This is a genomic window from Paraburkholderia sp. BGA-UO-ETr-F21, assembly GCF_059567925.1.
The window spans coordinates 213,251-233,321 of sequence record NZ_JCAQOY010000005.1 but is presented as its reverse complement, the minus strand read 5'-3'; the positions used below and the strand labels follow the sequence as shown (position 1 = coordinate 233,321).

General features: G+C 62.5%; 20 protein-coding genes. 17 read left to right on the top strand and 3 right to left on the bottom strand.

Annotated elements, in window-relative coordinates; genetic code table 11:
* The first annotated feature begins 119 nt into the window (after positions 1 to 119).
* Genes AC57B1_RS02575 through AC57B1_RS02565 form a run of 3 tightly spaced genes read left to right on the top strand, consistent with a single transcriptional unit; the run spans position 120 to position 2,569 of the window.
* Positions 120 to 1,349: a D-alanyl-D-alanine carboxypeptidase family protein gene (locus tag AC57B1_RS02575; protein ID WP_091796896.1), complete on the top strand. Its 1,230-nt coding sequence runs from the start codon at positions 120 to 122 to the stop codon at positions 1,347 to 1,349.
* Positions 1,350 to 1,362: 13 nt separating this feature from the next.
* Positions 1,363 to 2,328 (top strand): D-amino acid aminotransferase, encoded by a 966-nt coding sequence (locus AC57B1_RS02570; RefSeq protein WP_496416464.1) that lies wholly within the window; start codon positions 1,363 to 1,365, stop codon positions 2,326 to 2,328.
* Positions 2,300 to 2,569 carry a DUF493 family protein gene (locus tag AC57B1_RS02565; RefSeq protein WP_408343653.1) on the top strand — a complete coding sequence of 90 codons (270 nt, stop codon included), beginning with the start codon at positions 2,300 to 2,302 and terminating at the stop codon, positions 2,567 to 2,569. The genes AC57B1_RS02570 and AC57B1_RS02565 overlap by 29 nt, the downstream gene beginning before the upstream one ends.
* A 20-nt stretch (positions 2,570 to 2,589) precedes the next feature.
* Here AC57B1_RS02565 and AC57B1_RS02560 read toward each other — a convergent pair whose 3' ends face one another.
* Complete coding sequence (locus AC57B1_RS02560) at positions 2,590 to 3,558, bottom strand: transcriptional regulator GcvA (RefSeq protein ID WP_496416463.1); 969 nt, start codon at positions 3,556 to 3,558, stop codon at positions 2,590 to 2,592.
* A gap of 98 nt (positions 3,559 to 3,656) precedes the next feature.
* Here AC57B1_RS02560 and AC57B1_RS02555 point away from each other — a divergent pair, with 98 nt between their 5' ends.
* The 6 genes from AC57B1_RS02555 to AC57B1_RS02530 all read left to right on the top strand — a co-directional run bounded on the left by AC57B1_RS02555 (position 3,657) and on the right by AC57B1_RS02530 (position 9,319).
* Positions 3,657 to 3,983 carry a DUF2917 domain-containing protein gene (locus tag AC57B1_RS02555; RefSeq protein ID WP_496416462.1) on the top strand — a complete coding sequence of 109 codons (327 nt, stop codon included), beginning with the start codon at positions 3,657 to 3,659 and terminating at the stop codon, positions 3,981 to 3,983.
* Between the two features lie 232 nt (positions 3,984 to 4,215).
* Positions 4,216 to 4,941: a lipoyl(octanoyl) transferase LipB gene (lipB, locus tag AC57B1_RS02550; RefSeq protein WP_496416461.1), complete on the top strand. Its 726-nt coding sequence runs from the start codon at positions 4,216 to 4,218 to the stop codon at positions 4,939 to 4,941.
* Positions 4,942 to 4,954: 13 nt separating this feature from the next.
* Positions 4,955 to 5,959 carry a lipoyl synthase gene (gene lipA, locus AC57B1_RS02545; protein WP_091796890.1) on the top strand — a complete coding sequence of 335 codons (1,005 nt, stop codon included), beginning with the start codon at positions 4,955 to 4,957 and terminating at the stop codon, positions 5,957 to 5,959.
* A gap of 632 nt (positions 5,960 to 6,591) precedes the next feature.
* Positions 6,592 to 7,614 carry a taurine ABC transporter substrate-binding protein gene (tauA, locus tag AC57B1_RS02540; protein ID WP_496416460.1) on the top strand — a complete coding sequence of 341 codons (1,023 nt, stop codon included), beginning with the start codon at positions 6,592 to 6,594 and terminating at the stop codon, positions 7,612 to 7,614.
* A gap of 41 nt (positions 7,615 to 7,655) precedes the next feature.
* Positions 7,656 to 8,453 carry a taurine ABC transporter ATP-binding protein gene (locus AC57B1_RS02535; protein WP_496416459.1) on the top strand — a complete coding sequence of 266 codons (798 nt, stop codon included), beginning with the start codon at positions 7,656 to 7,658 and terminating at the stop codon, positions 8,451 to 8,453.
* Positions 8,450 to 9,319: an ABC transporter permease subunit gene (locus AC57B1_RS02530; protein WP_496416458.1), complete on the top strand. Its 870-nt coding sequence runs from the start codon at positions 8,450 to 8,452 to the stop codon at positions 9,317 to 9,319. The genes AC57B1_RS02535 and AC57B1_RS02530 overlap by 4 nt, the downstream gene beginning before the upstream one ends.
* A 43-nt stretch (positions 9,320 to 9,362) precedes the next feature.
* Here the strand turns inward: AC57B1_RS02530 and AC57B1_RS02525 are convergent, their stop codons facing one another.
* Complete coding sequence (locus AC57B1_RS02525; RefSeq protein ID WP_408184528.1) at positions 9,363 to 10,046, bottom strand: histidinol-phosphatase; 684 nt, start codon at positions 10,044 to 10,046, stop codon at positions 9,363 to 9,365.
* A 219-nt stretch (positions 10,047 to 10,265) separates the two neighbouring features.
* Here AC57B1_RS02525 and AC57B1_RS02520 point away from each other — a divergent pair, with 219 nt between their 5' ends.
* Positions 10,266 to 11,933 carry a Na/Pi cotransporter family protein gene (locus AC57B1_RS02520; RefSeq protein WP_496416457.1) on the top strand — a complete coding sequence of 556 codons (1,668 nt, stop codon included), beginning with the start codon at positions 10,266 to 10,268 and terminating at the stop codon, positions 11,931 to 11,933.
* A gap of 52 nt (positions 11,934 to 11,985) precedes the next feature.
* Here AC57B1_RS02520 and AC57B1_RS02515 read toward each other — a convergent pair whose 3' ends face one another.
* Complete coding sequence (locus tag AC57B1_RS02515) at positions 11,986 to 12,756, bottom strand: DeoR/GlpR family DNA-binding transcription regulator (protein ID WP_091796884.1); 771 nt, start codon at positions 12,754 to 12,756, stop codon at positions 11,986 to 11,988.
* A gap of 217 nt (positions 12,757 to 12,973) precedes the next feature.
* Between AC57B1_RS02515 and AC57B1_RS02510 the strand changes: the two genes are divergently transcribed.
* The 7 genes from AC57B1_RS02510 (at position 12,974) to AC57B1_RS02480 (ending at position 20,016) form a co-directional block, all read left to right on the top strand.
* Positions 12,974 to 13,309 (top strand): hypothetical protein, encoded by a 336-nt coding sequence (locus tag AC57B1_RS02510; RefSeq protein WP_496416456.1) that lies wholly within the window; start codon positions 12,974 to 12,976, stop codon positions 13,307 to 13,309.
* Between the two features lie 13 nt (positions 13,310 to 13,322).
* Positions 13,323 to 14,108: a glycerophosphodiester phosphodiesterase gene (gene ugpQ, locus AC57B1_RS02505; protein WP_496416455.1), complete on the top strand. Its 786-nt coding sequence runs from the start codon at positions 13,323 to 13,325 to the stop codon at positions 14,106 to 14,108.
* A gap of 102 nt (positions 14,109 to 14,210) precedes the next feature.
* Positions 14,211 to 15,326, top strand: a complete 1,116-nt coding sequence (locus tag AC57B1_RS02500; protein WP_408343642.1) for an ABC transporter substrate-binding protein — start codon at positions 14,211 to 14,213, stop codon at positions 15,324 to 15,326.
* 146 nt (positions 15,327 to 15,472) lie between these two features.
* Positions 15,473 to 16,411, top strand: a complete 939-nt coding sequence (locus AC57B1_RS02495) for an ABC transporter permease (protein WP_091796881.1) — start codon at positions 15,473 to 15,475, stop codon at positions 16,409 to 16,411.
* Positions 16,408 to 17,199, top strand: coding sequence for an ABC transporter permease (locus AC57B1_RS02490; protein ID WP_091796880.1), 792 nt, complete (start codon positions 16,408 to 16,410; stop codon positions 17,197 to 17,199). The genes AC57B1_RS02495 and AC57B1_RS02490 overlap by 4 nt, the downstream gene beginning before the upstream one ends.
* 59 nt (positions 17,200 to 17,258) lie before the next feature.
* Positions 17,259 to 18,329 (top strand): ABC transporter ATP-binding protein, encoded by a 1,071-nt coding sequence (locus AC57B1_RS02485; protein WP_408343640.1) that lies wholly within the window; start codon positions 17,259 to 17,261, stop codon positions 18,327 to 18,329.
* Positions 18,330 to 18,735: 406 nt separating this feature from the next.
* Positions 18,736 to 20,016 (top strand): dicarboxylate/amino acid:cation symporter, encoded by a 1,281-nt coding sequence (locus AC57B1_RS02480; RefSeq protein WP_091796878.1) that lies wholly within the window; start codon positions 18,736 to 18,738, stop codon positions 20,014 to 20,016.
* Positions 20,017 to 20,071: the final 55 nt, after the last annotated feature.

Below are 20,071 nucleotides of genomic sequence, written 5' to 3'. Positions count from 1 at the left end.
ACCGATCGCGTGGCCGGAAGTCCAACGGCGCTGTGTCGTTTTACGGCCAGACGCCGCCGACCGGCTCTTCCAAACAATGCGCCCTGCGCGCGATGTACTTTTCTGCACGAATCGACCCTATGCGTTTCTCCACCTCCGGCCGCACGTCGTTCCCTTCTGTTGCTTCCTTCGTTTCCCCTACGCTTAGCCGTGCCGTGACTCTCGGCATCGTGTTGCCGGCCACGCTCGCCGCCAGCACGGCGTTCGCGCAGGTGCCGCCGCCGGCGGTGAACGCGCGTTCGTGGGTGCTCGTCGACGCCACCAGCAATCAGGTGCTCGCCTCGGGCAATGCCGACGAACGCGTGGAACCCGCGTCGCTCACCAAGCTGATGACGGCGTACCTCGTCTTCGAAGCACTGCAGACGAAGAAGATCACGATGGAACAGACGGTCATGCCGAGCGAAGCCGTGCGCCGCGTGCGCACCGACGAATCGCGCATGTTCATCGAAGCGAACAAGCCGGTGACCGTGCACGATCTGGTCTACGGCATGATCATCCAGTCGGGTAACGACGCGGCGATCGCGCTGGCCGAACTGGTCGGCGGCAGCGAAGCGCAGTTCGTCAACATGATGAACACCGAAGCGCAGCGCCTCGGCATGAAGCACACGCATTTCGCCGACGTGAACGGCATGCCCGACCCGCAGCACTACACGACCGCGGGCGACCTCGCGATCCTGTCGGCGCGTCTGATTCGCGACTTCCCCGACTACTACAACATTTTCTCGGTCAAGGAATTCACGTACAACAAGATCAAGCAGCCGAACCGCAATCGCTTGCTGTGGATCGACCCGACGGTGGACGGTCTGAAAACCGGTCACACCCAAGCGGCCGGTTACTGCCTGATCGCGAGCGCGAAGCGTTCGCTGCCGGGCACGACGGACGCATCGCGCCGTCTCGTCTCGGTCATGATGGGCGAGACCAAGGAACACGACCGCGTGCAGGACAGCCTGAAGATGCTGAACTACGGCTACACCGCGTACGACACGGTGCGTCTGTACAAGGCGAATCAGGTGGTGGGCACGCCGCGCGTCTACAAGGGTGCGCAGGACACCGTGCAGATCGGCGTGAAGGGCGATCAGTACATCACCGTGCCAAAGGGCATGGGCGACAAGGTGAAGCCGCAGATCGAGCAGATCGATCCGCTGATCGCGCCGCTCGCGAACGGTCAGCAGGTCGGCACGGTGAAGCTGGTCGCCGACGGCAAGGTGCTGGCGCAGTTCCCGGTGGTGGCCTTGCAGGCCGTTCCGCAAGCCGGCGTGGTTGGCCGCGTGTGGGATTCGCTGATGCTCATGTTCAACAAGAAGAAGTAAGAGTCCGATTGCAATGACCGCTGTTTCCGATGTTTCGCCTGATCCGATTGTCTATCTGAACGGCGAGTTGGTGCCGTTGTCCGAAGCGCGAGTGCCGGTTCTCGATCGCGGCTTTATTTTCGGCGACGGTATCTACGAAGTCGCGCCGCTCTACGCTCATGCCGCGCAAGCGGGCGGGCGTACGCCGTTTCGTTTCCAGCAGCACCTGGCGCGGCTCGCGCGCTCGGTCGGCAAGATCGGCATCGCCAATCCGTTCGACGACGCCGGCTGGCGCGCGCTGATCGGGCAGGTGGTCGCGGCGAACGAGTCGGATGGCGGTTTGCGCGCCTATCAGGACGCAATTGCCTATATTCAGGTCACGCGCGGTGTCGCGAAACGCGGTCATGCGTTTCCGGCCGGCATCCAGCCGACCGTGTTCGTGATGGTCACGCCGCTGAACCTGCCGGACGCGGCGCAGCGCGCGCAAGGCGTGCGTTGCGTCACCGCGGAAGATCGTCGCTGGCTCAATTGCGATATCAAGTCGGTCTCGCTGCTCGGCAACGTGCTGATGGCGCAATACGCTGCGGAGAACGACGCGTTCGAGACCATCCAGTTTCGCGACGGCATGCTGACCGAAGGGTCGTCGTCGAATGTGTGGATGGTGAAGGACGGCGTGTTGTCCGCGCCGCCGCGCAGCCACAAGATTCTCGAAGGGATCCGGTACGGCCTGATCGAGGAACTGGCGAGCGAATGCGGCATCCGTTTCGAGGCGCGTGAGATTGGCGAGGCCGAACTGCGCGCGGCGGACGAGATCATTGTCAGTTCGGCAACCAAGGAAGTGCTGCCGGTCACGCAGCTCGACGGCGAGCCGGTCGGCGAGGGCAAACCGGGTGCGGTCTTTGCGGCGCTGTACGCGGCTTATCAGCGAGCCAAGACCCAGGAAGCGCGCGAGGCGCAGCAAGGAGTAGAAAATGAGTCCCGTGAACGAATCACTGTTTGAGTTTCCGTGCGATTTCCCGATCAAGATCATGGGCAAATCGCACCCCGAGTTCGCCGAGACGATCGTTACGGTGGTCCGGCGGTTCGACAATGAAGTCGACGAATCGCGCGTGGAGACGCGGCCGTCCAGTGGTGGCAACTACACCGGCCTGACCGTCACGGTGCGCGCGACGAGCCGCGAGCAGCTCGACGATATCTACCGCGCGCTCACCGGCCACCCGATGGTGAAGGTCGTGCTGTAACGCTTCTCCCCGCGTCTGATTTACGGCGTGATGCGCAACGCGTCCGCCGTCCTTTCCGCGCTTGAGCCGGGTCCTGCCTCGCAAGCCCGGTCAAAAAGCTGCTTGAAGCGACCCACCTCTTCGAACACCCAGTCGCGAAATGCTCTGACCCGGGCGGTTTCGAGCATCTGCGGCGGGCAGATGAAGTAGTACTGCCACGGGCTCGGTCCATCCACATCGAATAGCCGCACAAGGCGGCCTGCCGCGATCTCGTGCATAGCCAGTGAGCGGCGCGTGAGCGCAACGCCCTGACCGTCGATGGCCGCTTGCAGCAGGTTCGACGAATCCTGGTACAGCACGCCGCGCTTCGGCTCGGGCCAGTCGGTGAGGCCGGCGGCGTCGAACCAGGGGCGCCATAGCTCGTCGTCGGAACGCAGCAGCGGGACGTTGGCCAGATCGGCCGGCTTTTGAGGCAGCTTGCCGCCGTTGAAATTCGGCGCGCAAGCGGGAAAGAAAATCTCCTCCAGCAATAATTCCGAATGCAGCCCCGAATATTTGCCGAAGCCAAAACGGATCGCCACGTCGACGTCGTCACGCGCGAAATCCGTTAGGGCGTTGGTGGACAGCAGTTCGAGGTCCCACTGCGGATGCGCCTCGATAAAGCTGCCGACGCGCGGCGTCACCCAGCGCGCCGCAAACGACGACAGCATGGACACGACGAGCCGCCGCTCGCGGTCGCCGGCGCGGATCTGGCGGGTGGCGTCGGCGAGCGCCATCAGCGCTGAGCGCACGTGCGTGGCGTAACGCCGGCCGCTGTCGGTGAGCCGCACGCGCTTGCCGTCGCGCGCGAACAGCGAGACGCCCAGTTCGGCCTCGAGCGCGCGGATCTGGTGGCTGACGGCGCCGTGGGTGACGAAGAGTTCGTCGGCCGCGCGCGAGAAGCTTTCGTGACGGGCGGCGGCCTCGAACGCCTTGATCGCGTTCAGTGCGGGGAGTTGCCGGAGGTCCATGCCAATATTTCTCACATAGAGGTGAAAATAGATCGTTTTGCGTAAACCCTTGCTACGCCTAGGATTGTAGTCACGAAACGATTTTTGGCGAGGGCATCATGCGAGAAATTTCCTCTAGCATCGCGTTTGAAATCCGCAGTGGCGAAACAGTTCCGCTGAAGGTGGCGCGCAGTACCAAGCTGGTCGTTCGCGGCGGCGCGGTATGGGTCACACGCAGCGACGACATCGAGGATTACTGGCTGCAACCCGGTCACACGCTGCGACTTCGGCGCGGAGAACGGTTGTGGCTGAGCGCTGAAGGCGACACGCAGGCAAAGGTGGCGTTTTCCGTGCCGACGCGTTGCGATGAGCGTGCGCTGAACTGGTTCGCGCGGATCGGCGAACGGCTGGCGGCGCGCGTGCGGGGTGGCTGGCGGACGGTTTGACGGATGCGAGGGGCGCGCCAGGTTCGGCGAACGATGCTGCTCAACGGTTGAGCGCCGCCTCCGGCCTGAGCACGCTGCTGGCTCAGCCACGTGACGGCGTCCCTGGCAAGACCGGCGAGGCTGGACCACACCGGTTTTGCCCTTCAAGGGGGAGCGAGTCGGCCCCGACGTGACACTCCCAACGCGCCCAGTTCCGGCGAGGATTCCCGTATTTCGGTAAACTGGCGAAATCATGTGCGCCACCCCGGTTTTACCCAGCCCCTTGCCTGCCTCTGTGCCGCTTACGCTGCGTTGGCGTGGCAGCGAACCCTACCAGACCAGTTTCGACGCCATGCGCGCGTTCACCGACGAGCGCACGGCCGACACCCCCGACGAAATCTGGCTGGTCGAACACCCTCCCGTCTTTACGCTAGGCCAAGCGGGCGATCCCGCCCATCTGCTGGCTGCCGACAGCGGCATTCCTCTGGTCAAAGTCGACCGGGGCGGGCAGATCACGTATCACGGGCCTGGCCAGGTCGTGGCTTATCTGCTGCTCGATTTGCGCCGTCGCAAGCTGATGGTGCGCGAGTTGGTCACGCGGATCGAGCAGGCCGTGATCGACACGCTTGCGGCGTATAATCTCGCCGGAGAACGAAAGGCGGGCGCACCCGGTATCTACGTGGCGCCCGGGCCGGACGCCGGGTTGCATGCCGGCGCCAAGATCGCGGCGCTGGGTTTGAAAATCCGCAACGGCTGCAGCTATCACGGCGTGAGCCTGAACGTGAGCATGGATTTGCAGCCGTTTCTGGCCATCAATCCGTGCGGCTACGCGGGGCTCGAAACGGTCGATATGGCAACGCTAGGCGTTACCGCCGGCTGGGACGACGTGGCCCATACCTTTGCAGCACGCCTCACCGCAAACCTCGACGGCAGTCCCGCGGCCGTCGCCCAACCACAGGCCGGTGCACTCACCGCCTGACTGGACCGAACGAATGACTGACGTTACCGCGAACCTCGCAGCTTCTCCCGCTCCTGATGCCGTGCCGGCCCCCGCCGCCTACGACGCTACTGCGAAGCAGAAAGCCCAAGCCAAGACCGCCCGCATTCCCATCAAGGTCATCCCGATCGAGAAGCTCAAGAAACCGGACTGGATTCGCGTCAAGGCGGCCACCGGCAATTCGCGTTTCTACGAAATCAAGCAGATTTTGCGCGAGCACAATCTTCACACGGTGTGTGAAGAAGCGAGCTGCCCGAACATTGGCGAATGCTTCGGCAAGGGCACCGCGACCTTCATGATCATGGGCGACAAGTGCACGCGCCGTTGCCCGTTCTGCGACGTCGGCCACGGTCGCCCAGATCCGCTCGACGCGGATGAGCCGGGTAATCTCGCGCGCACAATTGCTGCGCTGAAACTGAAGTACGTGGTGATCACCAGCGTTGACCGTGACGATTTGCGTGATGGTGGCGCGGCCCACTTCGTGGAATGTATCCGTCAGACGCGTGAGCTTTCGCCGGAGACGCGCATTGAAATTCTGACGCCGGATTTCCGCGGCCGTCTGGATCGCGCGCTCGGCATCCTGAACGCCGCACCGCCCGATGTGATGAATCACAACCTCGAAACGGTGCCGCGTCTGTACAAGGAAGCGCGGCCGGGTTCAGACTACGCGCATTCGCTGAAGCTGCTGAAAGACTTCAAGGCGCTGCATCCTGACGTGGCCACCAAGTCCGGTCTGATGGTTGGCCTTGGCGAAACCGAAGAAGAGATTCTGCAAGTGATGCGCGACCTGCGCGAGCACGACGTGGACATGCTGACGATCGGTCAATACCTGCAGCCGTCTGAGCACCATCTGCCGGTGCGCTCGTACGTGCACCCGGACACGTTCAAGATGTACGAGGAAGAAGCGTACAAGATGGGTTTCACGCACGCCGCAGTGGGCGCAATGGTTCGTTCGAGCTACCACGCAGATTTGCAGGCGCATGGAGCCGGTGTGGTCTGAGTATTTTCGCTAGCGGTTGGATTGAGAAAAGCCTGCACGTGTTGCAGGCTTTTTTCTTTGGGGCGGCGAAAGATCGAGAACAGGAATCGCGCTGTTGTTCTGCGCCCGCGAGTTACCGGTAGTGCCGTGCAAGCAGCATGCAGATCGAGGACATCGTGCCGCCGATGATGGAAAAAGGAACGCTGAGCTCGATAATGCGATAGCGCAGCTCGCGGTTCCCGATAATGTAGTCGATCAGATTGGGCTTATTGGATCTCCCTGTTGGACGTGCATGAAAGTATAGCCGGGGCAGTTGAAAATTAGTTAGGTTAACGAATAATGCGATAGTGTGAGTGAGGCGGCGACGGTCGCGGTCATGATTAGCGAAGGCCACATCAGCCCGCCTTCCTGTGCTGTGTCGCCGCTACGGTATTCAAGGTGTGGTGATGGGTCAGCCGCGCCGAGCGACACGAGGATAGACGCCGCCTGGCGCACATCGAAATGACGCAGCAGCAGTCGCCGCTAACCAACCGAACGTGAAAAGCAATGCTAAAACAGCGTGATTAGCAATCGCGGATTAATTAGAACCGGCCGCGAGCAAACTGCCTATAGTCGAAAGCCTCCCGAACCCTACCTACTCATGAGGCTTCACGATGAACCGCTTTCGCCGCTCGCTTACCGCGTTCGCCACGCTGCTCGCACTGTCCGCGCCGTTTGCTTCCGCGGCGCACGCCGACACCAAAGAAGTCGTGATTGCGTATCAGGACATGGTGGTGCCGTGGCGCTACGCGCAGGCCACCGGCGAAGTGGAGAAAGCCACTGGCTACAAGATCACCTACCGCAAACTCGGTAGCGGCGCCGACGTGATCCGCGCGTTGGCGTCCGGTTCGGTGCAACTCGGTGAAGCCGGCTCCAGCCCGATCGCGGCCGGGCTGTCGCAGGGCGTGGATATTTCGCTGTTCTGGATTCTCGACAATATCAACGATGCCGAAGCGCTGGTCGCTCGCGACGGCTCCAATGTATCGACCGTTGCGGGCCTCAAAGGCAAAAAGATCGGCGTGCCGTTCGTGTCCACCTCGCACTTCCATACATTGGTCGCGCTGCAGAGCGCCGGCGTGAATCCGTCCGACGTCAAGATCGTCAACCTGCGCCCGCCTGAAGTCGCGGCGGCGTGGGAGCGGGGCGACATCGACGCAACGTACATCTGGGATCCGGTACTGGCCAAGGTCAAGAAGAGCGGCAAGGTGCTCATCACCTCGGGGCAGGTCGCGCAGCAATCCGGCAAGGCGACGTTCGACGGGTTCGTGGTCGATCGCAAGTTCGCCAGTCAGAACGCCGAATTCGTCACGCGCTTCGTGAAGGTGCTGGCCGCAACCGACGCGAATTATCGCGACCACACCGCCGCATGGACGGCTTCGTCGCCGCAGGTCGAGGCGGTCGCGAAAGAGTCCGGCGCGAACGCGCAGGAAGTGCCGGCGAGCCTCGCGTTGTACGCGTTCCCGACGCCCGCCCAGCAGGCTTCGAATGCATGGCTTGGCGGCGGCGCGCAATCGGGTGCGGCGAAGTCGCTGGCTGCGACCGCGGCGTTTTTGAAGACGCAAGGCACGATCCAGAACGTCCTGGCCGATTACTCGACCGGTGTCGATCCGCAGTTCGTGCAACGCGCGGCGCACTGATCGGCGCGAGCAGATTTCAATCAGCAGCATGAGGTCCGGCGATGAGCGGTCTTGAAATACGGCAATTGCAAGTCGCCTACGAAGGCACGCGCGGCGCGGTGCCGCATGTCGCGCTGGCCGATGTCGATCTGCGTATCGAGCCCGGTGAGTTCGTGGTCGCGCTGGGCGCGTCCGGCTGTGGCAAAACGACTTTGCTCAACTGCATTGCGGGCTTTATCCAGCCGACTGAAGGCGAGGTGCGGCTGAACGGCGAACCCGTCATCGGGCCAGGTGCGGACCGCGGAGTGGTGTTTCAGAAGTATGCGCTGATGCCGTGGCTCGACGTGCTCGACAACGTCGCACTCGGCTTGCGTTTTCAACGCGTACCCAAGGCAGAGCGCGAGCGCATTGCGCTCGACATGCTGAAGCTCGTCGGACTCGAAAAGCATGCGCGCTCGCAAGTCTATGCGCTGTCGGGCGGCATGCAGCAGCGTGTGGGAATCGCCCGCGCGCTGGCCAGCGATCCGCAAGTGCTGCTAATGGACGAGCCGATGGGCGCACTCGACGCCATGACGCGCGAGTCGATGCAGGAACTCATACTCGACGTCTGGGGCCGCACGCGCAAGACGGTGTTTTTCATTACCCACAGCGTCGAAGAGGCGCTCTTTCTCGCGACCCGCCTCGTCGTCATGACGCCGGGTCCGGGCCGCATCGCCGATAGCTACGACTTACCGTTCGCGCAGCGTTTCCTGCAGACGCGCGATGCACGCGCGGTGAAGTCGTCGGCGGATTTCATCGAGTGGCGCGAGCGGTTGGTGCATCGGCTGCGCGAGCGTAATCAGGAAGAGGTGGTGTCGTGACGGCTTCGCGTGAATCATTGGGCAATGTGCCGCTCGCCAGGACCGGCAAGCGGCCGCGGCGTACCGCGCGCCCCGTACGCGGCTGGCGTTTGCCGGGCGAAGGTCCGAGCGCGGCACTCAGCGCGCTCTCGGTCACGACGCTCGCGGCGTTGTGGTGGCTTGCCACGCATCTGCATTGGCTGCCGCCGCTCTTTCTGCCGGCGCCCGAAGCCGTCTGGGCCGCCTTTGTCGACGCGTGGCACGGCCGCATTCAAGGCGGCTTGCCGCTTTCAGAGCATCTCGCATGGAGTGCGTTGCGCGTGTTCGGTGCGTTTGCGCTCGCCGCGGTCACGGCCGTGCCGGTCGGTATCCTGATGGGCGTGAGCCGGGTCGCGCGCGGCCTTCTCGATCCGCCGCTGGAGTTTTACCGGCCGCTGCCGCCGCTCGCTTATCTGCCGCTGGTGGTGATCTGGTTCGGCATCGACGAAACGGCGAAGATCGTCGTGATCTATCTCGCCTGCTTCGCGCCGATTGCCATGGCCGCACGCGCCGGCGTGCGCAGCGCAACGATCGAGCAGATTCATGCGGCGTATTCACTGGGCGGCCGCTTCTCGCAGATCGTGCGGCACGTGGTCCTGCCCGCCGCTTTGCCGGAGATTCTAACGGGCCTGCGGATCGCAATCGGCTTCGGCTGGACCACGCTGGTCGCCGCCGAAATGGTCGCGGCCACCGCGGGCCTGGGTCAGATGGTGCTGAACGCGTCGAGCTTTTTGCGTACCGATGTGGTGGTGATGGGCATCGTGCTGATCGGTCTGATCGCGTGGTTCTTCGATCTGGGTATGCGAGCGTTGGAGCGGCGGCTCGTGCCGTGGAAAGGGCGCGTGTAGCGTGGCGGCTGCCGCGCCGCATCGAACTCGATAAAACGCAAGCTCAGGCAAACAGTTCGATCACCGGCCAGCCGCGTTCCGCGGCGACCGCGCGCAAGCGTGGATCGGGATTGGTCGCGACCGGATGCGTGACGCGTTCCAGCAAGGGGACGTCGTTGATCGAGTCGCTATAGAACCAGCTCTGCGGGAAATCCTGCAGGCGGTGCCCAAGCGACGCGAGCCAACTCTCGGTGCGCGTGATCTTGCCTTCGCGGAAGGTGGGCGTGCCGACAGCCGTTCCCGTAAAGCGCGCCAACGGATCGCCGCCTTCGGTGCCGAGCTCGATGCCCAGCAGATGCTCGAAACCGAGTGCCTTGCCGATCGGCTCCGTGATGAACACATTCGTAGCGGTGACGATGCAGCACAGGTCGCCCGTATCAAGATGGCGTTGCACGAGTTCGCGCGCAGCCGGCAGGATGGCGGGCGCAATCACCTCTTGCATGAACTGCGCATGCCACGCGTCGAGCTGCTCGCGCGAGTGGCGAGCAAGCGGTGCTAGCGTGTAGTTCAGATAGGCGGTCATGTCGAGCGTGCCGGCCACATACTGCCGGTAGTAATCGTCGATTTCCTGCGCGTGCCGCACGGCGCCTTCTATACCCAATCCGGCGATGAAGTGGGCCCACGCCTGATCGCTATCGAGCGGCAGCAACGTGTGGTCCAGGTCGAACAGCGCAAGGTTGCGGCTCATCCAGAGTCCTCATGATTAAGTGGTCAAGCCGTCGAACCCGATGCATGACTGACCACGAGCCGGCACACAGTCATCCACAGCTTGACACGAGCGTATATTTAAACGCACAAAATTACAATAAGGCAAAAATGTGCAACACTACTGTCATATACGCCCCGGTGCCGGTTCACGCGGCATGCGGTTCGGGTCATGGCAGCAGGAACGGATGCGCAGTGCCTTATGTTGATTCTCCTAAACCTTCTGGCCGGTGTAGCGCTCCTCGTGTGGGGCTCGCACATTGTGCGCACCGGCATCCTGCGGGTTCTCGGCGCCGATCTGCGCAGCGTGCTGGGGCGCAGCACCAGTAGCCGCTGGCGGGCCTTTCTCTCCGGTGTCGGCGTTACGAGCCTCGTGCAGAGCAGCAACGCCACCGCGGTGATCGTCACGTCGTTCGCGGCGCAGGGCCTCTTGCCACTCACCAGCGGCCTCGCGATCATGCTCGGCGCCGACGTCGGCACCGCTTTGATGGCGCGGGTTCTCACTCTCGATCTATCCTGGTTGTCGCCGATCCTGATTCTGCTCGGCGTGCCGCTCTTCCTGTCGCGCAAGCAAACCCGTCTCGGCCAGGTCGGGCGCACGTTGATCGGTCTCGGCTTGATCCTGCTGGCGCTGCGTTTGATCGTCGAAGCTGCCCAACCCATGATGCAAGGCGCCGGCGTGCGCGTAATGTTCGGTGCGCTGACCGGCGACACGATGCTCGACGCACTGGTCGGCGCCGCGTTCGCCATGCTGTCCTATTCGAGCCTGGCCGCCGTGCTGCTGACCGCGACGCTTGCCTCATCCAGCGTGATTTCGCTGAAGGTCGCGCTGTGCCTCGTGATCGGCGCGAATCTTGGCAGCGGCTTGCTCGCGCTTCTCGGCACCGTCGCGCAGAACGCGGCGGCGCGGCGTCTCGCGTTGGGCAGCTTTGCGTTCAAGCTGGCCGGCGCGTTGCTGATTTTGCCGTTCACTTCGCTGCTCGCGCGCGGGCTGCCGGTGTTGATCGCGAATCCGCGTGAAGCGACCGTCGGATTTCACCTGATCTACAACACGCTGCGCTGCTGCGCGTGCCTCTCGCTGATCGATCCGGTGTCGCGCATCTGTGTGCGCCTTCTGCCGAACCGGCCGCTGCCGAATGGTGAGCTTCGGCCGCTTCACCTGGATGCCGCGGCGCTGTCCACGCCTACGCTCGCGCTTGCGCATGCCGCACGCGAGGTGCTGCGCATCGGTGACATCGTGCGCACCATGCTCGACAATGTTTCAGACCTGATTCATCACAACAATCTGGACAAGGCGCGGGAAACCGTCCGCATGGACGACGATGTCGACGAACTCTACGCCGCGGTCAAAACCTATCTGACGCTGATCTCGCGCGAACAGCTCGACGAAGCGGATAGCCGCCGCTGGACCGACATCATTTCACTGACGATCAATCTCGAACACGCGGGCGACATCATCGAGCGGATCGTGGGCGACATCGAGGAAAAGAAGATCGCCCACCGGCTGTCGTTTTCGGAAGAGGGGCTGGGTGAGCTGGACGATTTGCAGGCACGCCTCGTCAGCAATCTGCAGCTTGGGCTGTCGGTGTTTCTGAACAACGATCTGCGATGCGCAGAGCGCCTGCTTGCGGAGAAGGAACGCTTTCGCGATCTGGAGCGGGCCTATTCATACCGGCATCTGGACCGGCTTACCGGTCAGACCTTGCGAAGCATCGAGACCAGCGCACTGCATCTCGATCTGATCAGCGACATGAAGCGCCTCAATTCGCTGTTCTGTTCGACCGCCTATCCGGTGCTCGATGCAGCCGGCGCGTTGCACGACACTCGCTTGCGCAAGCGCTCGCTCGATACGATGCATGTGAAGGAATAGACATCAGACCTCAAGGCTCCGGCATGGAGCCTCGGGCCTTGTGTCTGGTGCGTCAGGCAAGAACGATCTCTTCGAGCTTCTTTTTCAGCGATGCAAAATCGGCGGCTTCGGCCGCCTTTTTGTTGGTGACGAGCACGTCGATCCGATCGACCGGGCAGTAGGAGATGCGGCTGCGTTGGCCGATCTTGCTGTAATCGGCGAGGATCGCCACGCGGTCCGCATTGGCGACCATGGCGCGCGCCACTTCGGTTTCAGCGTGGTCGTAATTGGTCGCACCGTGCCGGTGATCGATGCCGACCGGCGATAGCAGCGCGAGGTCCGCGCGATAGCGCTGGATATCGAGCACGGTGGTGGCGCCGGTGGTCGCCATGGCGCGGTCGCTGATCGAACCGCCGAGCAGGATGACCTCGTTGGCGGCTTCGGTTTGATCGACCCCGCCGCGCATCTTCAGCGCGACATCGATCGAGTTGGTGACGATGGTGAGGTTTGCGAGTTTAGCCAGTTCTTCGGCCAGCGCGGCGGTGGTGGTGCCCGCGTCGATGAACAGTGTCTGGCCGCTCGCGATCAAGCCCGTGGCCGCCTTTGCGATCGCGGTTTTCGACTTCACGCGCATGTGCGCTCGCTCGGCGATCGGCGCTTCGTCGGCTGGTTTGATCGCGCCGCCGTGCACGCGCCGTAATTCACCTAGCGCTTCGAGGTCGAGCAGATCGCGCCGTACTGTTTCGCGCGACACCCCGAGGTCCGCCATGATCCGTTCCGTGGACACACGTTGAAGCGTGGACAGCAACGCGCGAATTCTCTGATGACGGTCTTCCTGCCACATGCATGTTTCCTTGGCTGCGTACGCGCGTTTATTTAGCTTGTTGTTAACTGCGACATCGTGCTCACGAATGTGTGTCCGGACGATGTCAAGCGTACTACTTTAGTCGAATTGTGTTGTATTTTTTTGGCAGCTTGCAAGTTTGTGTATTTAACCTTAGCCTTCGCAGATCGAAGCGCCAAGCCTGTTTCGAACATCAAATGTTCGAAAAGGAATTGAAATGTCCGATTTCGAGCATTTTGCGGCGTTTTTTGGCAATCTGATTGGCAAGTGTCGCCGCCATAATGGATCTTGGGATCGGCCGCCTGAGCGAAGCACGCCCGGTGTCGAGTTGCACGGTGGCGGCACGCTTCGTCATCCTGACAAAGACGCAGAGGGGGCCGGCGCGGTGAATGCCTGGAGCGTACGTCCGACTATCGCAGCGCCTGCCTTAGCGCGATACTACGCGCCAGGCTCGCGCGTGAACGGACAACTAGAGACCTGCGTGGATCATGTAGGTCAAGGCGGCAGTGACGGCTGGGAACGTGTCGAGAGCATGGTCAACCGCTCTATCTGAAAGGTAACGAGACGTGGGAAACGGGATTAATCGCGCTTTATCCGCAGACTGGCCGTATCCGCGACTCGCCGCGCACCGCTGCGGCGGCACGCTGGCGCCGGAGAACACGCTCGCCGGTTTCGACGCCTGCGTGCGCTATGGCTACCGCATGGTCGAGTTCGACGCCAAGCTTTCCGCCGACAACCAACTCTTTCTGCTGCACGACGACACCCTCGAGCGCACCACCAACGGCCGTGGCGCCGCTGCGGAACACACGTGGCAGCAACTGGCCGCGCTCGACGCCGGTGCATGGTACGGGCCGCAATTCGCCGGCACGCGTTTGCCGACGCTAGCCGAAGCGGCGGGGCGCTGTGCGCGCGACGGCATTGCCGCCAACATCGAAATCAAACCGTGCCCCGGCCGTGACGAGATCACCGGGACTCTGGTCGCAAGCGGCGCGCTGACACTATGGCAAGGCCAGACGCCGCCGTTGCTCTCGTCGTTTTCATTCGAGGCGCTCGCCGCCGCGCGTGACGCGGCGCCGTCATTGCAACGCGGCATGCTGTTCGACGAGGTGCCGGCGGACTGGCTGCGCGTGGTGCGCGAACTCGACTGCGTGTCCTTTCACGCGAACCACCGGTACCTGACCGAGCCGCTGATCGAGGAGATTCATGCCGCCGGCCTGCGCGTGCTCGCCTATACCGTCAACGATCCGGCGCGCGCGCAACTGCTCGCGCAATGGGGCGTCGACATGATTTGTACAGATCGCATCGATACACTGCGACACGACATGTTCTCCATGCCGGCCAACCCGGCCTGAACATGGCGAGGCCGCGCAAGTGCAAGGGTGCACGGGCGCGTCCTGAGGCTCGAAATAGAAATTTTCCAAACGTAGCAATTTCGGCAGAGGATGGGGAAGACTATGAACCGCACCGCGTTAGCTCGCATACTCTCGATGTCGGCCGTTGCGGGTGTCACCGCGGCCGGCGTCAGCAGCAGCGCTTCGGCCGCGCCGCTCGATGCACTGGTCGCCGCCGCCAAGCAGGAAGGCCAACTCACCGTGATCGCGTTGCCCCACGACTGGTGCAACTACGGTGAACTGGTCGCCGGCTTTCAGAAGAAGTACGGCATCAAGATCAACGAACTGAATCCGGATGCGGGTTCGGGCGACGAAGTCGAAGCCATCAAGGCGAACAAGGGCAACAAGGGCCCGCAAGCGCCCGACGTGATCGACGTGGGCCTCTCGTTCGGTCCGTCCGCGAAGGCCGAAGGGTTGCTGCAGCCGTACAAGGTCGCCTCGTGGAACTCGATCCCGAAAGAGTCGAAAGACGCCGACGGCTATTGGTATGGCGATTACTACGGCGTGCTGTCGTTTGAAGTGAACGCCGACATGATCGACAAGGCGCCGTCCGACTGGAGCGATCTGCTCAAGCCGGAGTACAAGAACGCCGTCTCGCTCGCGGGCGATCCGCGCTCGGCCAATCAGGCGATCCAGGCCGTCTATGCCGCGGGTCTCTCGCAGAGCAAGGGCGATGCGAGCAAAGCCGGACAGGCCGGCCTTACTTATTTCGCCAACCTGAACAAGAACGGCAACTTCGTGCCGGTGATCGGCAAGGCCGCCTCGCTCGCGCAAGGCACCACGCCGATCGTCGTGCGTTGGGATTACAACGCGCTGGCCGATCGCGACACGCTGAAGGGCAACCCGAAGGTGCAGGTGGTGATTCCGAAAACGGGCGTGGTCGCGGGTGTGTACGTTCAGGCGATCAGCGCGTATGCGCCGCACCCGAACGCAGCCAAGTTGTGGATGGAATATCTGTACTCGGACGAAGGTCAGATTGGCTGGCTGAAGGGCTACTGCCATCCGATGCGCTACAACGAACTGGTGACCGGCAAGAAAGTGCCGCAGGCATTGCTGGACAAGCTGCCGCCGCCTTCGTCGTACAAGAACGTCGTGTTCCCGACGCTCTCGCAACAGGACGCGTACAAGGAAACCATTACGAAGCACTGGGACGAAACGGTCGGCGCGAACGTCAAGTAAGCGACGTAGTGGATGTCGCGGCCGCAGGGGAACACGCGAGCCGCGACGCCGAACAGTAGCCTGAAGTTTTGCCGCTCCGGCGCGCCGCTCTTCGTCATGAGCGCGGCGTGCCAGGCGCGTTTGCCAGATTGCCCCAAGGGTGAGCTATGAGCGCTTCATCGGATGCTGGATCGGTGCAGCCGGAATTGCTGGTTCCGCCTGTACCCACCCCAACGCCTCGCGTCGACGGTCCGGGCCGCGCGTCGCAGTTCCTCGCCTGGATCGGCGTGGTGCCGTTTTTTACTTTTGCGCTGCTGTTCCTGATTCTGCCGACCGGCTTCCTGATGGTCGGCGCGTTTCAGGATTCGCAAGGCCACTTCACGCTCGCCAACTTTCGCGACCTGCTCCAGCCGACCGTGCTGGACGCTTACTGGATCAGCTTCAAGGTGAGCGCGGCCTCGTCGCTCGGCGGCGCGGTGATCGGCTCGCTGCTCGCATGGGCGGCGGTGCAGGGCAAGCTGCCCGGCTGGATTCGCCCGACCCTGATGACGTTTTCCGGCGTCGCGTCGAACTTTGCCGGCGTGCCGCTCGCATTCGCTTTCATCTGCACGTTGGGACGCGTCGGGCTCGTCACCGTATTGCTGAAGAAGTACCTCGGCTTCAATCTGTATTCGACGGGCTTCAGCATCCTGAGCTTTTCCGGCCTGACGCTGACCTATCTGTATTTCCAGATTCCGTTGATGGTGCTGATCGTCACGCCCGCGCTCGACGGTCTGAAGCGCGAGTGGCGCGAGGCCTGTGACTGCCTCGGCGGGACCTCGTATCAATACTGGCGCTACGTCGCGCTGCCGGTGCTGTGGCCGAGCGTGCTCGGCGCCGCGCTGCTGCTGTTCGCCAATTCGTTCGGTGCGGTCGCTACGGCTTATGCGCTGACCGGCAGTTCGCTGAACATAGTCACGATCCTGCTGTATGCGCAGATTCGCGGCGACGTCATGCATAACCAGAATCTCGGTTATGCACTCGCGCTCGGCATGGTGCTCGTCACCGGTCTGTCGAATGGCGGCTACATCTGGCTGCGCTCGCGCGCTGAAAGGGGGCGCCGATGAAAAGCCAATCGCGCGTGGGTGCGTGGACCGCGATGATCGTCGGTTCGCTGTACTTTCTCATTCCGTTGATCGCGACGTTCGAATTCAGCCTGCGCATGAAGCGCGGCACCTACAGTTTCGAAGCGTATAGCGTCGTGCTCGGCGATCCGCGCTTTCAGGCCTCGTTCGGCTATTCGATTCTGATGGCGCTGCTGACGATCGTGGTCGGCGTGCTGCTGGTGGTGCCGACGGCTTACTGGGTGCAGTTGCGCTTGCCGAAGCTGCGGCCGGTCGTCGAATTCATCACGCTGTTGCCGTTGGTGGTGCCGGCCATCGTGATCGTATTCGGTTATCTGCGCATCTATAACAGCAGTTCGATTCTGCCGCTCACCGGCAACGAGCGCGCCACGGATCTATTGCTGGTGTTCGGCTACGTCACCCTCTCGCTGCCGTACATGTACCGCGCCGTCGACGCCGGCCTGCGCGCGGTCGACGTGCGCTCGCTCACCGAGGCGGCCGAGTGTCTCGGCGCGAACTGGCCGACCATTCTTTTCAAAGTGATTTTCCCGAATATCCGCTCGGGCATTCTGTCCGGCGCGTTTCTCACCTTTGCCGTGGTGATCGGCGAGTTCACGCTGGCGAGTCTGCTGGACCGTCCCGCGTTCGGCCCGTATCTGCAATTGATCGGCGCGAACCGCGCGTATGAACCCTCGGCGCTCGCGATCATCGCGTTCGTGATCACGTGGGCGTCGATGGGTTTGATACAGGTGTTCGGCTCGGCCCGCGCCATGAGCGGCCAGAAAGTGTGACCAACGAGTTTGGCCGATAAGTTTGATCCAATGAGTTTGACGGACTGGGGCAGCGAATCATGGCATTCCTGGAAATCGAAAATCTGCATAAGTCCTTCGGGGCGAACACGGCGCTGCATCACTTCGATATGAAGATCGAACGGGGCGAGTTCATCACTTTCCTCGGGCCGTCCGGCTGCGGCAAGACGACGGTGCTGCGCATGATCGCCGGCTTCGAAACGCCCACGCGCGGCATCATCCGGCTGGACAACAAGGACGTCACGCACCTTCGCACGCGGCAACGCAAGGTCGGCATGGTGTTCCAGTCGTATGCGCTGTTTCCGAACATGACCGTGGCCGAGAACATCGGCTTTGGGCTGAAGATTACGCATCGGCCGCAGGCGGAGATCAATCAGCGCGTCGACGAGATGCTGCAACTGATCAAGCTGCCGCACCTGGGCGGCCGTTATCCGTGGCAATTGTCGGGTGGTCAGCAGCAACGCGTGGCGCTCGCGCGGGCGCTTGCCGGCAAGCCGCAAGTGTTGTTGCTCGACGAACCGCTTTCCGCGCTGGATGCCAAGATCCGCATTTCGTTGCGCCAGGATATTCGCGCGTTGCAGCGCGAGTTGGGTATCACGTCGATTTTCGTCACCCACGATCAGGAAGAGGCGCTGTCCATTTCCGATCGTATCGTCGTGATGAACGAGGGCCGCGTCGAGCAGATCGGTACGCCGTCCGAAATCTATAACTATCCGCGCACCCGCTTTGTCGCGTCGTTCGTCGGCACGCTGAACATTCTGGCCGGGCACGTGGTCGATCCGGCGACCGGCAAGATGGTGGTGGACGGTCAGGAGTTGACCACCACGCAGGAGTTGCCGTCGGACGATGCGGGCAAGAAGCGTTTGCTCGCGCTGCGTCCCGAGGCCATCGTGCTGGAGCCGGCCGCGCCTGGACGCAACACGTTGAACGCGACCGTCGAAGAAGTCAATTTCCTCGGCGCGGTGGTGCGCATCAGAACGCGCGTGAAAGACGCCGTGATTTCTCTCGATGTGTTCAACGACCCGAATCGCGGTTTGCCCGAACGCGGGCAGCCAGTGTCGCTGGGGTTCTCGCACGAGAATCTGCTGGTGTTGGAAGAGGGCGCGGTTTAGAGGCCGCACGTTGGACGGCGCGCAGGCCTCTGGCCAGCGCGCGTCGTCGTAGAAAGCCTTACGGGTTATCCCGTAGCCGCCGCCGCGTTCGATTCCGGATTCCCCGACACCCCTCGTCCGGATTTCCGGAATCCCGGACGGCGCATCCCGTGTGGCGCCAAAAAACCCATATAAATCAAAGACCCGAGCCCGGCTTTGAGCTGGCATCGACCTTGCGAAATAGATATCGCGGCCGCAACGGTCCGACAACTAAAGCAAGGAGACAACGATGTCCGATTTCCCTTCCCGGTATTTCTGAATTCGTCCCTTGTCGCGGCCTAATGCCGTGCACAGGCGTGACGACTATTCGTTCGCATGATGCGCAGCGTGGCAGGCCATTGAGCTCATCCACATCGCAGGAACCATCGTGAAGAAACCTATCCACAAAGTACTGTACGTCCAGGTGATCGTGGCGATCCTTATAGGTATCGCGCTCGGACATTTCTATCCGAATCTCGCCGTCGACATGAAGCCGCTCGGCGACGGCTTCATCAAGCTGATCAAGATGGTGATCGGACCGATCATCTTCTGTACGGTGGTGACGGGTATCGCCGGCATGGAGGACATGAAGAAGGTTGGGCGCGTCGGCGGCAAGGCGTTGCTGTACTTCGAAATCGTCTCGACCTTCGCACTGGTGCTCGGCCTGATCGCCACGCACGTGCTCAAACCGGGCGTCGGCTTCAACATCGACCCGGCCACGCTCGACGGCAAGGCGGTCGCCTCGTATGCCGCGAAAGCGCACGGGCAGACCACGGTCGACTTCCTGATGCACCTCATTCCGGACACGCTCGTGTCAGCGTTCGCGCAGGGTGAAATCCTGCAGATCCTGCTGATCGCGCTGCTGTTCGGCGCGGTGCTCGCGACCGCCGGTGAGAAAGGCAAGGTCGTAACGAGCTTCATCGACGGGCTCTCGCATGTGCTGTTCGGCATTGTGCGCATCATCACGAAGCTGGCGCCGATCGGCGCGTTCGGCGCAATGGCGTTCACGATCGGCAAGTACGGTATCGGCTCGTTGCTGCCGATGCTCAAGCTGATCGGCACGTTCTATCTGACCTCGATCGTGTTCGTGGTGGTCGTGCTCGGCATCATTGCGCGTGCGGTGGGTTTCAACATCCTGCGCTTCGTTGCGTACATCAAGGAAGAGATGCTGATCGTGCTCGGCACGAGCTCGTCCGAAGCCGCGCTGCCGCAACTCATGCTGAAGCTCGAAAAGCTCGGCTGCTCGCGCTCGGTGGTGGGCCTCGTGGTGCCGACCGGTTATTCGTTCAACCTCGACGGCACCAACATCTACATGACGATGGCCGTGCTGTTCATCGCGCAAGCCACTAACACCGACCTCACCTGGACGCAGCAGCTCACGCTGCTGGCGGTGACCATGCTCACCTCGAAGGGCGCGAGCGGCGTGACGGGCGCGGGCTTCATCACGCTGGCCGCGACGCTTGCGGTGGTGCCGACCATTCCGCTGTCGGGCATGGTGCTGATTCTCGGTATCGACCGCTTCATGAGCGAATGCCGCGCGCTGACGAACATTGTCGGCAACGGCGTGGCGACGGTGGTCGTGTCAGCATGGGAAAAGGAACTGGATCGCAACAAGCTGAACGCCGCCTTGCGTGGCGACGTGGCGATCAAAGAGCCGGCCGGCGTCTGAGCCGCGCATCGGCAACGCCTTTTAACGTCATCCTCACAGCCGCGGACACCAGCGT